Annotated in this window: 13 protein-coding genes; 7 read left to right on the top strand and 6 right to left on the bottom strand. The window is 61.9% G+C overall.

What is annotated here, in order from left to right; genetic code table 11:
* The first annotated feature begins 40 nt into the window (after positions 1 to 40).
* The 6 genes from QMG46_RS00475 (at position 41) to QMG46_RS00450 (ending at position 6,487) form a co-directional block, all read left to right on the top strand.
* Positions 41 to 784, top strand: coding sequence for a fimbria/pilus periplasmic chaperone (locus QMG46_RS00475; protein ID WP_281850455.1), 744 nt, complete (start codon positions 41 to 43; stop codon positions 782 to 784).
* A 126-nt stretch (positions 785 to 910) separates the two neighbouring features.
* Entirely contained in the window at positions 911 to 3,718 is a 2,808-nt protein-coding gene (locus QMG46_RS00470; RefSeq protein WP_281850454.1) for a fimbria/pilus outer membrane usher protein, read from the top strand.
* Positions 3,715 to 4,869: a fimbrial protein gene (locus tag QMG46_RS00465; RefSeq protein WP_281850453.1), complete on the top strand. Its 1,155-nt coding sequence runs from the start codon at positions 3,715 to 3,717 to the stop codon at positions 4,867 to 4,869. Before QMG46_RS00470 ends, QMG46_RS00465 begins: the two co-directional genes overlap by 4 nt.
* Before the next feature lie 14 nt (positions 4,870 to 4,883).
* Complete coding sequence (locus QMG46_RS00460) at positions 4,884 to 5,408, top strand: fimbrial protein (RefSeq protein WP_281850452.1); 525 nt, start codon at positions 4,884 to 4,886, stop codon at positions 5,406 to 5,408.
* A 24-nt stretch (positions 5,409 to 5,432) separates the two neighbouring features.
* The gene (locus tag QMG46_RS00455; RefSeq protein WP_281850451.1) at positions 5,433 to 5,957 is read left to right on the top strand and encodes a fimbrial protein; all 525 of its coding nucleotides are present in this window, start codon (positions 5,433 to 5,435) and stop codon (positions 5,955 to 5,957) included.
* A gap of 14 nt (positions 5,958 to 5,971) precedes the next feature.
* A complete protein-coding gene (locus QMG46_RS00450; protein WP_281850450.1) occupies positions 5,972 to 6,487 on the top strand; it encodes a fimbrial protein in 516 nt (171 codons plus the stop codon).
* A gap of 25 nt (positions 6,488 to 6,512) precedes the next feature.
* Here QMG46_RS00450 and yedA read toward each other — a convergent pair whose 3' ends face one another.
* The 3 genes from yedA to QMG46_RS00435 all read right to left on the bottom strand — a co-directional run bounded on the left by yedA (position 6,513) and on the right by QMG46_RS00435 (position 8,801).
* Entirely contained in the window at positions 6,513 to 7,427 is a 915-nt protein-coding gene (yedA, locus tag QMG46_RS00445; RefSeq protein ID WP_281850449.1) for a drug/metabolite exporter YedA, read from the bottom strand.
* Positions 7,428 to 7,563: 136 nt separating this feature from the next.
* The gene (locus QMG46_RS00440; RefSeq protein ID WP_281850448.1) at positions 7,564 to 8,442 is read right to left on the bottom strand and encodes a methylated-DNA--[protein]-cysteine S-methyltransferase; all 879 of its coding nucleotides are present in this window, start codon (positions 8,440 to 8,442) and stop codon (positions 7,564 to 7,566) included.
* 68 nt (positions 8,443 to 8,510) lie between these two features.
* A complete protein-coding gene (locus QMG46_RS00435; RefSeq protein ID WP_281850447.1) occupies positions 8,511 to 8,801 on the bottom strand; it encodes a hypothetical protein in 291 nt (96 codons plus the stop codon).
* 76 nt (positions 8,802 to 8,877) lie between these two features.
* Here QMG46_RS00435 and QMG46_RS00430 point away from each other — a divergent pair, with 76 nt between their 5' ends.
* A complete protein-coding gene (locus QMG46_RS00430; protein WP_281850445.1) occupies positions 8,878 to 9,219 on the top strand; it encodes a Rieske (2Fe-2S) protein in 342 nt (113 codons plus the stop codon).
* Here the strand turns inward: QMG46_RS00430 and QMG46_RS00425 are convergent.
* The 3 genes from QMG46_RS00425 to QMG46_RS00415 all read right to left on the bottom strand — a co-directional run bounded on the left by QMG46_RS00425 (position 9,216) and on the right by QMG46_RS00415 (position 13,016).
* Complete coding sequence (locus tag QMG46_RS00425) at positions 9,216 to 11,033, bottom strand: SLC13 family permease (RefSeq protein WP_281852969.1); 1,818 nt, start codon at positions 11,031 to 11,033, stop codon at positions 9,216 to 9,218. The two genes, QMG46_RS00430 and QMG46_RS00425, sit on opposite strands and share 4 nt — an antisense overlap.
* 357 nt (positions 11,034 to 11,390) lie before the next feature.
* The gene (gene trmB, locus QMG46_RS00420; RefSeq protein WP_281850444.1) at positions 11,391 to 12,089 is read right to left on the bottom strand and encodes a tRNA (guanosine(46)-N7)-methyltransferase TrmB; all 699 of its coding nucleotides are present in this window, start codon (positions 12,087 to 12,089) and stop codon (positions 11,391 to 11,393) included.
* Positions 12,090 to 12,215: 126 nt separating this feature from the next.
* Positions 12,216 to 13,016 carry a thiazole synthase gene (locus QMG46_RS00415; RefSeq protein ID WP_281850443.1) on the bottom strand — a complete coding sequence of 267 codons (801 nt, stop codon included), beginning with the start codon at positions 13,014 to 13,016 and terminating at the stop codon, positions 12,216 to 12,218.
* Positions 13,017 to 13,085: the final 69 nt, after the last annotated feature.

Genomic DNA, 13,085 nt, shown 5'->3' with positions numbered 1-13,085 from the left:
TTCGCGGTCGCCGAAGTCTTCCCTTCCCATGAGGTGAGTCATGAATAACGTATTGCGCTATGCCATGGTCGGCTGTCTCGCGCTTGGCGGCTTGGTTGCCGCACGCACGGAAGCCAGCGTGGTGATCGGCGGCACGCGTGTCGTGTATCCGTCTCAAGACAAGGAAGTGACTGTCAAGCTGACCAACGAGGGCACGGCGCCGGCGTTGGTACAAGTGTGGCTTGACGATGGTGACGAGAAATCGACACCTGACACGGCCAAAGTGCCGTTTACCGTCGCACCCCCTATTTTTCGTATCGATCCCGCGCAGGGCCAGGCCGTGCGTGTGGTCTATACCAAAGAACCGCTGCCGACCGACAAGGAAAGCGTGTTCTGGGTAAATATGCTCGAAGTGCCGCCGAAATCGGCGGACGAAGGTAAGAACCGTTTGCAGTTTGCGTTTCGTACGCGCATCAAGTTGTTCTTTCGTCCGCAGGGACTGCCCGGTGAGGCTGGCACCGCGCCGGACAAGCTGACCTGGAAACTCGCTGCGGGCGAAGGCGGCAAGGGCGTTGTCGTGCAGGCGACCAACCCGACGCCGTACTACGTGTCGTTCGCGCACGTGGGCCTGAAGGTGGGCGACCGCAGCATCGAAGGCGAAGGCGGCATGGTCGCTCCCGGCAAGACCGAAAGCTTTCCCGTACCAGGTCTGACCACGATGCCCGGCGCCGATGCGCAAGCCGAGTTCACCACCATTAACGACTACGGTGCGCTCAACAAAGTCGTCAAGCCGCTCAGCAGATAACGCGCATCGCGTTGCTTTGAATGTTCCGAGGATCGCGCAAAGCGCGGTCCAGGGATCGCTAGTCCCCTTCTGGAGGCCGTGGTGTCTTGTAGACAGTCCAACGCATTTGCGTCGAATGCATCGGCCATGCCGATGCGTCTGGCTGCGCTACCGGCCTGGATCGCACTGATCCTGGGACTGCCTGCTGTCGCCCATGCGGCCGATCCCGCTCCACCGGCGAGCCCCGCGGATCCGATCGATCCGGCAGCCGCCCATCCAGCCCCGGCTTCGGTATCGTTCGATGCGGATTTTTTCCCGGCAGGAATGGCGCCGAAAGTCGATCTGTCGCGTTTTGAAAAAGGCAATGCCGTGTTGCCTGGCGACTATTACGGTGATATCCGCTTGAACATGCGCTGGCGCGCACGCGGCGATATTACATTCGCCAACTCGCCGGGCAGCGACGAAGCGCAGCCGTGCTTTGATGCGGCGATGTTGACGAGCTACGGCGTCGACCTGAAGAAAGTCGCCGCCGATGCCACCGCCAAGGGCAAGCTGCCGATTCCGCAAGGGCGCTTTTGCGCTCCGCTGGGCGACTATATTCCCGGTGCTTCGACACAATTTGACATAGGTACACAGAATCTCTCGATCTCGGTGCCGCAGATTTACGAATCGCGTAACGCGCAAGGCTATGTCGATCCGTCCCAATGGGACGCGGGCATCAATGCGGCGGTGTTCGCCTATAACGCCAATCTCTACCGCTCGGGCAATGGCCGACAAGAGACCAGTGGTTATCTTGGTCTCAATGCCTCGATGAATTTCGGCTCGTGGCATGTGGCGCATCAGGGCGCGGCCAACTGGCGAGAGCACGGCGGCCTGAGTTACCAGCGAAGCGCCACCTATCTGCAGCACGACATCCCATCCTGGCAGGCCCAAGTCGTGGCCGGCGATACGTTCACCAGTGGCGACATGTTCGATAGCGTGCGCCTGCGCGGCATTCGTCTATACACCGACGACGGCATGTTGCCTCAGTCGCTACGTGGCTTTGCGCCAGTCGTTCGCGGCATCGCCGAAACCAATGCGCATGTGATCGTGCGCCAGAACGGCTATGTCATCTATGACGTCAATGTGGCGCCGGGCGCCTTTGCGTTCGACGATCTTTATCCCACTGGCTATGGCGGCGACCTCAACGTCGAAGTGCAGGAGGCCGATGGCCGTATCAAGCGCTTCGTCGTGCCGTTCTCAGCGGTGCCCCAGTTGCTCCGCCCGGGGCAGCAGCGCTGGAGCGTATCGGCTGGCAAGGTCGAGCAGAGAAACCAGGTCAACACGCCTAACCTGCTGCAAGCCACCTACCAACGTGGTCTGACCAATCGCGTCACGGGCTACGGCGGCGTCACGCTGGGCGACGGGTATCGCGCGGCGCTGGTCGGCGCCGGCCTGAACACGGCTATCGGCGCTTTCTCCAGCGACCTGACGCAGGCGCGCAACCAAGTCCCGGGCGCGCGCGCCACGCAGGGACTCAGTACGCGCGTTGCGTTCAACAAGAACATCGTGCAGACCGGTACCAACTTCGGCGTTGCCGCGTATCGTTATTCGACCGGCGGTTACGTCGGCCTGAACGATGCGGTGACGATGCGCACCTGGGCAGCGCGCGGCGAGGGCAGCCTGCTTTCGCGGCAACGCAGCCGCATGGACGTCAACATCAATCAGAACCTGCCCGGTAACAATGGGCAGGTCTTTCTGACCGGATCATCCATCAACTACTGGAACCAGCGCGGCCGGCAGGTGGATTTCACGGCGGGCTACAGCGGCTCGTGGAAATCGTTGAGCTACAGCTTTTCCGCGCAGCGCACGCGCGACAGCCTGGACGCGAGTGGCTTGTTCGGCAACACCCTGGTAAATCGCATTCCGGGCGACGTCACGCCGGTGGCGAGGCTTCCCGCCTTGCAGACGCGACGCGACACGCGCTTGTTCCTGACCATCAGCATGCCGTTGGGCCGCGCCGAAAACGCGCCGTTGATGACCGCGCTGGCGTCGCACTCGCCGCGCGATGGCGGCAACGAGCAGGTGACCGTTGGCGGGGTCTATGGCGCCGAGCGCCGACTGAGTTACAGCGGCACCTTGAGTCATGCCGCCGGTGCCAACAACGCCGCGGTCAGTGGCCAATACAACGGCAGCTTCGGCAACATTGGCGCAAGTTACAGTCGCGGCAGCAACTACACGCAGCTCGGCGCCAGCATGTCCGGCAGCCTGGTGGTCTATCGCGGCAGCGCAGTGTTCTCGCCGCCGACGGGCGACACCATTGGGCTGGTCTATGCGCCGGGCGGCAGGGGCGCGCGCATCGAAGGCGGCCAGGGTTCGGTGCTGGATATCAACGGCTATGGCGTCGTGCCGTATCTGCAGCCGTACCAGCTCAATACAGTGGCGCTGGATCCCAAGGATGCGAGCGCGGGACTGGAACTCAAATCCAGTCAGCTCGATGTGGCGCCGCGTTCCAATTCGGTCGTGTTGATCAAGTTTGACTCGAGGACCGGCCGCGCACTGCTGGTCGAAACGAGCTTGCCCGATGGACGCCCCATTCCATTCGGTGCCGACGTGCTGGATGAAAAGGGCGGCAACATTGGCATCGCCGGTCAGGCCAGCCGTCTCTACATCCGAGACATGCCGTCATCGGGCATGGTCACTGTGCAATGGGGCGATAGCGAATCGGATTCGTGCCAGATCGACCTGCATCTGAAGCCGCGGGATAAGGATGCACATATGGACATGGAAAAAATCCAGGCGCCATGCATCCTCAAGGTGTCGGCCAGCACGCCACAAGCCAATTCGCCCGTTGCCAGTCCGGTAGCCGCGCTAAGCCAAAGCAATCGTAGCGTGCAGTCCGGCGGCGTAGCGGAATACGCTCCTCTGCAATCCAAACATATTTCCCACGGCTTGACCGCGAGGGACGCTATATGACGATGCCAATTCTTAATTCGGCGCCACTTCAAGTCGCTGCTAAAAAAAGGGCGCGCTCGGTGCACTTTTGGGCCGCATCGATGTTGTTGCTGCTTGTGTCGTTTGTCGCTCCGGCATGGGCGGCCAGCTGCACCATGACGAATCCTTCTATAGCTATCAACGCGCAAACAACCATCCGTGGCTCCATAACGGTCGGTCCCGATGCGCCTGTGGGATCGGTGCTTTATCACGCCAGATATTGGTCCACCACGCCCATCTCGTTAAATTGCCCGGCCGGTAACTTCTACACGCGAAAGCAGTATTTTAGTTTGCCGCACCCGACACCCGTCCCGGGGGTAACTTCCCAAAGAGGCCAGGCTGTCTATCCCACATCGATTCCCGGCATCGGTGTGTACGTCTGGAGTAACGACGAAGATTTGCCGGTGAATAGCTTCTTTGGCACTTATACAAATAATTGGTCCACGACTTTGACCGGAGGAGGTAGCCTCAGCGCTTTTACCTCTTTCGACGTATATCTGATCAAAACCGCGGCTGGCTCAGTAGGGGCTGGAACGATCAGTGGTAGTGATCTTCCCATTGTTGCGTTTAGCTTCGGTGACCCTGGCGCGCTTCCGTACCTTGGTTATCTCGTGGGGAGCTTCGTAGGTTCCGTGAGCGTCGTGGCGCAAACATGCCAGACGCCCTCGAATCTTACCGTTCCCATGGGTACGCATCTGACGACGGAACTGAAAGGTCAAGGCACCACCACGAACACATGGGTGCCCGTGGATATCGCGTTGACCAACTGCCCGGCGTTCTTCGGGTACAGAGGCACGACGACTGACGTAAGAAACGCAACCCCGGTAACGGATTTCAATATCAGGTCCAACTCGATCTTCTATAGCGTCAACCCGTCGTATGGCGTGGCCAACGCCAGCAATGGCGTGATGAATCTTGCACCGGGCGGAGCGACGGGCATTGGTGTTCAGCTGACTAACACGAGCGGAGCGGCGGTCCGGTTCAATACCAGCACCGACTCCAATCTGAATCTTCTACAGACGGCTGGACAGCGCTACACCATCGGACTTCAAGCCCGTTACTACCAGACGGGAACGTCGATCACTGCCGGTGCGGCTAACTCTACCGCCACTGTCACGCTCACTTACAACTGATCATGGGGGCGGCCGTGAAACGCTTTCGTTCCATTTGGAGTCTCGGTGCGACACTCGCACTGCTGCCGACCATGGCTTGGTCGGCAGCGAATATCGTTGTCAACTTTCAAGGATCGTTTGTTGCTCCGACCTGCAATTTCGCGGTAAACGGCGGGAGAAGCACGAATATAGGCACGTATCCGAACACGTACTTCAACACGAATACGTCGACACCTGTCGTGCAGATTCCGATAGTCGCGACGGGATGCACCACGGGCATCAATACGATACATCTGCGTTTCTCGGGAGCGGCCGATTCATCGAACAACCAACTGTTTGCGGTGAATCCTGGTTCGAGCGTCACCGGGGTGGGCGTCGAGCTGCTTTATAACGCGCAGTCAACGCGTATCCAGCCGGGTTCGACGGTCAACTGGGTCGGCGTCGATCCGAGCCAGCCAACCAGCACCTGGAATTTCTGGGCGCGTTTCTACAAGACAACCGGGACGATTGGCGCGGGAAGCATCAATGTGCCCATCACCATCAACTTCACTTACAACTGATTCGGCTCGTGCCAGGACACTCTCATGCGTACACTCACCTTAAAACTTGCTGTTGCACTCGGCTTACTTTGTGCCGCGCCGTTTGCGCAGGCTCAGTCCACGGTCTTCAATATCACCGGCACGATCACCATGGGCACGTGCGCCATTGCCGTCAACAATGGCGCCAACGTCAACGTGGGTAGTTTCAATGCCGCGCTTTTTACCGGCAGCTACACGTCGGGATTTGTTAACTTTGCCGTGGCGGTATCCAACTGCGCCCCTGGCATCACCAAGATAACGCTCAAGCCAACCGGATCGGCTGACTCGAACAATTCAATCTATTGGAGCAGCAGGCTGCCCGGTGCTCCGTTTGAGTTGCGCGATGCCGTGACGCCCTTTGCCAATCTTCCCCCGAGCGGGGCGACTTCGATCGTCATCAATAATCCTTCCAGTAATGGCACGCCAACAATCCGTGTTCTGCAGGCGCAGTTTCATCAGACGGCTGACCTGGTCGCGACCAGCATTGGTGCGGGTAGCGCGACGGTGACATTGGGCGTTGCGTACAACTGAAGGAGTCGACGGTCATGATGCGCAAATGCCTGATGCTTTCGGGGATCGCGGTACTGGCAGCCCATGCCGGTACTGCCTGCGCGCAGGCCCAATTCGATATCCATGGCACCATCGAGCCGGGAACTTGCGAATGGGTCGTCGGCGATGACGACAAGAAGGTCCTGTTCGATCCGATCAACGTCACGGCCTTTCCTGCCGCCGGCGGTGCCGGCTTCAAGACCTTCGCGCTCGGGCTGCGCAACTGCACGGCGGGTTTGACCCGCGCCAGGTTTGTTTTTTCCGGCGCGTCCGATGCGAACGATGCAATCCGTTTTGCCAACAGCGGCACGGCAGCTGGCGTGGCGGTAGAGCTGCAGGCAGCCGATGGCTCGACGATCGCCGCCGATGGCAGCAACAGCTCGCGCACCGTGCCTGTTACCGCCGGAAGTGCGGTGATCCAGCTTCGCGCGGGTTACTGGCGGATAGGCACGCGTCCTCTGACCAGTGGCACAGTCTCCTCAGTGGCGCTGGTGTCGGTCAGCTACAACTAAAGTTGCTTCTGCAAGCTGGAGGCCATCACGCGCGCCGCAGGCGGAAGATGGTCAAGATGATCACGCTGAGCAGAATGATCGCCATGCCTAGCAGGTCGTAAGGACCGACATGTTCACCGGCAATCATCACACCGAATAACACCGCAACGGTGGGATTGACGTAGGCATAGCTGCTGGCAAGCGCGGGCCGGGCGTTCTTGAGCACGTAGAGATAGGCGCTGAACGCGATGATCGAACCGAAGACGATCAGATAGCCGAGTGCGAGCGAGGCCTGCAGGGTGGGGTGTTGCGGCAAGCGTTCGCCAAGACCGAAGCCGACCAGCAGCAGCGCGACGCTGGCGCAAAACATCTGCACCGCTGTATTCATCGGCCCGGCGGGCATGTCCTGGTGTTTGCTCCACATCGAGCCGAAGGCCCAGCTGATCGATGCGACCAACAGCGCGATCGCGCCAATCCGTGAACCCGACAGGCTGCTGCCGAGGTTGAGGATGATGACGCCGAAGAAACCGATCGCCAGGCCGACCGCTTCGCTACGCGTCGGCCATGCACCGTAGAGCCCGGAAAACAGCGCGATAAACAACGGCACCGAAGCAACAGCGACAGCCGCAATGCCCGAGCTGACTTGCTGCTCGGCAAAGCACACCAGGCCATTGCCAAAGCCCAGTAGCAGAATCCCCGTAATACCCGCATTGCGCCACTGCAATCGCGTCGGCATGGGCACACCACGCAAACGCAATACGCCGAAAAGCAACGCGCTGGCTACGAGAAACCGCAGGCCGGCGAGCAGGAACGGCGGATAGCTTTCCAGCGCAAAGCGGATACCGAGATAGGTGGATCCCCAGATCACGTAGAGCGCAAGCAGCGCCAACGGAATAAGCACACGCGGCTGTGCGAACGCGGACGGCGCGCTGCTGGCCATGGTCGAAGCCGAATCGGTCATGAGAAGTTTGCCCTGAGCGCCTGGGGAGGGTGCGCCCACATAGTTTACCGTTCTTGCGACTCTAGTTCGGGCGCGTCGCGGCCACTATCGCGGCGTTTGCAAGGCAGGCTTGAGGGCGCTTCAAGCCTGCGTGCGATCAGCCGGCCTTGCGCTGGGGCGTGTCGTGGCGACGACGTTCCCGTGCCAGCAAGTCGCGCTTGCGCTCCACCCCCCAACGCCAACCACCCAGACTGCCGTCTTCGCGCACAATGCGGTGGCAAGGCACGATCAGGGCAAGGCGATTGTTGCCGCAGGCATTGCCGATGGCGCGTGCGCCTCTGGGCAGGCCGAGTTCTCGCGCCAGCTCGCCATAGCTTTTCGTGCTGCCTTCGGGGATGCGCGTGAGTGCTTCCCAGACGCGCCACTGAAAGGCGGTAGCCGCAACGTCGATAGGTGGGAGTGCCGGCGCTGCCGCCTCGCTCCATCCCAGCTCGCTGGCAATGCGCGCGATCACCGCATCGAGCCACTCCTCGCGGCCCGCGTCCACGCGTTCGCGCGTGGCCTGCGGAAACTCGCTGGCGAGGCGCTGCTCCAGTTCGCGGTCGTCGTTACCGAGCGTGACCGAGCAGATGCCGCGCGTGGTGGTGGCAACCAAGAGCTGGCCCAGCGGCGTCCGGGTCGTGGTGTAGCGGATATCCGCACCGGCGCCGCCAGCGCGGTAGCTTGCCGGCGTCATGCCGAACAGGCGGTCGCTGTGCTCGTAGACGCGGCTGCCGGAGCCGAAGCCGGCGTCATAGACCGCATCGGTAACCTTGGCGCCGTCGCGCAGCGATGCCTTGAGTTGATCGAAGCGGCGGGCGCGGTGGTATTCGGCCGGGCTGACGCCGTAGCGGCGTCGAAAGGCGCGCTGCAGATAGGTCGGGCTCAGGCTGACCGCCTGGGCCAGCTCAGTCAGGCTGGGCGCTTCATCGGCGTGTTCGACCAGGGCGCGTGCGCGCTCCAGGGCAGCATCGGTTTGGGCGTTGCGAGTGTTCATGGCAGCATCCGTTAGCGAATGCCGTCAGACTAGTGACGGCCGCTTCTGGTCGCTATCCGGATATTGTCTTAGTGCGTAGCGTGGCGGCGTTGCTGCAACACCACGAATTCGCCTTCGATCACGTCGGACGACTGTGCACGCGCGGCAGCCGGGGCCGGCTTGTTGCGACGGTTCCACTGGCGCAGGGCCAGCACGACCGCACCGCCGAACAGCAGCACGGACGCAACCACCAGGCCGAACAGCAGCAGCACGCCGACCAGGGCAATACCAACGACCAGCGACAGCGCGCGGGCCAAGGGATTGCGCGAACGGCGGGACGGGTTGAAGACCGAATGCATGTGCTGGGAGAAGACCGGCATGTTAAAAATCCGTATGGTAAAATCAACGACTTACGTGCGTAACGATGGGGCTTTAGCGCCCGCGAGGCAAGTGCCGATGGAACCAGTGACACCCGGGCAGGCGTTATGCAGGCTCGATGACATCCCCGAAAACGAAGCGATGGCCGTGGATGTCGCGATCGATGACGAGCTCGACAGCGTGATCCTGACCCGTCAAGGGCAGGAGGTGCGAGCGTATTTCAACGTCTGCCCGCATGCTGGCCGGCGGCTGGATTGGGCGCCGGGCAAATTCCTGATGAAGGACGGCGTGTTGATCTGCGCAGCGCATGGCGCGAGCTTTCAGGCTAGCGACGGTCTATGCATCGGTGGGCCTTGCCGTGGCGAGCACCTGCGGGCCTTGTCGGTCGAGGTTGTCGATGGCGACGTGCGGTTGCGCTAGCGGAACATCAGGTTGATCGCGACCAGCGTAATCACCAGCACCACCCCGGTCAGCGGCAAACCTACGCGCAGGAAATCCTTGCCACGATAGCCGCCAGGGCCGGCCACCATCATCAGTGCCGGGTGCCCCGAGGTCAGCAGGAAGGTGTTGGACGAAGACACCGCCACGATCAGGGCGTAGGCAGACGGGTTGCCGCCTGTCGCCACCGCGACGCTGATGGCGATCGGCACCATCATGACGGTGGCGCCGACGTTCGACATCACCTGCGAGAACAGCAGGGTCAGCACGGCCAGCGACAGCTGCAGGACCCACGCAGACGCGTTGCCCAGATGCTGCAGTACCTCCTGTGCGATCCACGAGGCGGTGCCGGTGGCATCCATCGACCAGCCCAGCGGGATCAGGCAGGCGGTGACGAAGATGGTTTTCCAGTTGATCGCCTTATAGGCCTCGTCCATGTTCAACACGCCGGTCAGCAACATGCCGATCGCGCCGGTCATCATGGCCACGGACAGGTCCAGGTTGGTGAATAGCGCCAGACACTTGGCCAGCACAAAGAAACCGACCGCCTGCCAGATCTTGCCGGGGCGTTGTTCTTCCTTGGGGATATCGGTGACCACCACCAGATCGCGGTCTTCGGAGGCGAGGGCGAGATCGCGCCAGCTCGAATGCAGCACCAGGCTGTCGCCGGCGCGCAGGCTCACGCTGCGCAAGTCGTCGCGAAATACCTGATCGCCGCGATTGACTGCCAGCACCGACACGCCATAGCGCTTGCGCAGGCGCAGGTCGCCGACGGTCTGCTTGATAAAGCGGGAGCTGGGTGGAATCACCGCTTCGGAAATACCTGCCCGGGTTGGATTGAACAGCTCGCCCAATTGACGCATGCGTGGCGACAGGCGGCAGAGCTGGTTGTTGGCGAACTGGTTGAGCTGCTCGCGCGGCCCCAGTACGCCAAGCACCGAGCCGACCCAGATCACATGATCGGCCGGCGGCGCCATGCGCGCTTCGGTGCCGCTCTTGATCGCCAGGATTAGCGGCGCGCCATACAACTGTTCGACCTCGCCAATGCTCATGCCGACTAGCGGGCTCTCGGCGGTCACCGTCAGTTCGGCCGTTTCGCCGACGATGCCATAGGTATCGGCGAAGTAGCTTTCGGTGCGCCCCGGCGTGACCTTCAGGCGCTCGTCTTCGCGCTCGGGCAGCAGCTTCTTCGTAAAGAAATAGAAATACAGCACGCCAACCAGCGCCAGCACCAGGCCGACCGGTGTCACGCTGAACAGGCCGAACTTCGGAATCGTATGCGCGCCGGCCGGCAGGTTGGCATTGGCGCTGGCGATCAGGTCGTTGAGCACGATCAGCGGCGAATTGGCGATCAGCGTGGTGTTGGTGGCGGTCAGGATGCAGAACGCCATCGGCAGCAGCAGCCGCGAAATCGGCACGCCGGTGCGGGCGGCAAGGCGGCTGGTCACCGGAATCATCAGCGCCGCCAGGGCTTGGCTGGGGATCACTGCGCTGAACAGGCTGGTGACCAGATTGATCACCACGCCCAGTCGCGACTCCACGCCGCGGGCCATGCGCATGACAAAGTTGGCGGTCAGGGCGAGCACGCCGGCGCGATCGAGTCCCGCACCCATGATCATGATGGCGATGATGGCAATGACCGCGTTGCCGGCGAAGCCGTTGAACACGCGGTCGGAGGGAATCAGGCCGGTGAGGCCGATCACCACCACGACCAGCAAGGCCACCATGTCGGCGCGGATCCACTCCAGCACCAGCATCAGCATGGTGAAGCCCACCAGCCCCAGCACCAGGATCATTTCGGGAGTGAGCGACAGGCCCACTAGCGCACGCCTCTGCGCGGCGGCTTATCCAAGATGATGTGGTTGTGCACTGGTCGCACCACGCTTGTGACTCTTCCCTGGTTGGCGAAAGAGTATAAGCGCGCTTGTGCGGTAGCTGGTGAACCTAGGCCGACAGTGAGGTCGGAGCGAAGGCTCGCTTCGCATCGCCTCTTGCACCCCCTCACCTCAACCCTCTCCCCCGGCAAAGCAAGGGGAGAGGGGGCGCATTGAGGCAAGAATGAATCTTGCGTGCTTTTAGCTCCCTCTCCCCTGGCTTTGCCGGGGGAGAGGGTTGGGGTGAGGGGGGCTCTTACTCGGCAGAAAATCGCTATATCAACGCTTGCGATAAAGCAGATCCCACACCCCGTGTCCCAGCTTCAAACCACGCCGCTCGAAATGCGTTTCGATACGCCAGTCGGGCTTCTCGGCGTATTGGCCCGGTGCCAACACATTGCGCCAATCGGGCGCTGCTTCCATCACCTCGAGCATATGCTCGGCATAGGCCTGCCAGTCGGTCGCCAGATGCAGCAGGCCCTCGGGCGCCATGCGCGAGGCGAGCAGGGCGACGAAGTCCGGCTGGATGATGCGGCGCTTGTTGTGGCGTTTCTTGTGCCAGGGATCGGGAAACCAGATGCGTGCTTCGCTCAAGGTGCCCGGCGCGATTTCGTTCTCGAGCACCTCGACCGCGTCGTGCTTGTACAGACGGACATTGGACGCATTACGCGCGGCCAGTGCATTCATCAGGCGGCCGACACCCGGGCCGTGCACCTCCACGCCGATGAAATCCCGCGCCTGATCGTGCTCGCTCGCCCAGGCCAGCGCTTCGCCGTTGCCGAAACCGATCTCCATCACCAGCGGCGCCTGACGTTCGAAGCGTGCGGCGAAGTCCTGCGGCCGGCCGCTATAGTCGATGCCGTAGCGTGCCCAGTGCGCATCGAATGCCCGCTGCTGCGCCGGCGTCATGCGGCCTTCGCGCAGGACGAAACTGCGGATGCGGCGCATGTATTCGGGTGGGTTGGATGTGTCGCTCATGAGAGTGCGCGGTTTCTTGGGGTGAAGTCACTGCATCCGGCTTGCACCGGAATGACGATATTACGTGGCATTTCAATTGACCGTCGCCCCCGCCAAGGCCGGGGCTCAGCGTCTACCGCCGCGAAATCAGCCGATCGTCCCGTCGATCGGACTGGACGCCGATGCAAAGCGCTTGCGTGGAATACGACCCGCCTTGAAGGCGGCGCGGCCGGCTTCGATCGCCAGCTTCATCGCATGCGCCATAAGCACAGGGTCTTTCGCGCCGGCGATGGCGGTATTCATCAGCACGCCGTCGCAGCCCAGTTCCATCGCGATGGCGGCATCCGATGCGGTACCCACGCCGGCGTCGACGATGATCGGCACCTTGGCGTTCTCGATGATTTCGAGCAGGTTGTAGCGATTCTGGATGCCCAGCCCCGAGCCGATCGGCGCGGCAAGCGGCATAACGGCGACGCAGCCGATCTGTTCCAGGCGCTTGGCCAGGATCGGGTCGTCGCTGGTATAGACCATGACATCGAAGCCGTCGGCGACCAGTTCCTCGGCCGCCTTGAGCGTTTCGACCACATCCGGGAACAGGGTGCGCTGATCGCCCAGCACTTCGAGCTTCACCAGCTTGTGGCCGTCCAGCAGCTCGCGCGCCAGTTTGCAGGTGCGCACGGCGTCGACGGCGTTATAGCAACCGGCCGTATTGGGCAGCAGGGTGAATTCGCTCGGCGGCAAGGCGTCGAGCAGGTTGGGTTGGCTGGCGTCCTGGCCAAGGTTCACGCGGCGGATCGCCACGGTGACGATTTCCGCGCCGGCCGCCTGCGAGGCGCGGCGGGTTTCGTCGAAATCCTTGTACTTGCCGGTGCCGGTAAGCAGGCGCGAGCCGTAGCTCTTGCCGGCGATGATGAGCGGGTCGGCGACATCGAAAGTCTTGGTGTTCATCGGATTTGGACACGTCCAGGCTGCAGGCGGCCGGGGTTGCCGGTCGCGATGAAAACGGAAGGAATCAGG

Source organism: Dyella sp. GSA-30 (assembly GCF_027924605.1).
Taxonomy (GTDB): domain Bacteria; phylum Pseudomonadota; class Gammaproteobacteria; order Xanthomonadales; family Rhodanobacteraceae; genus GSA-30.
The sequence above is the reverse complement of the archived record's forward strand: the minus strand, read 5'-3'. Positions and strand labels throughout refer to the sequence as shown.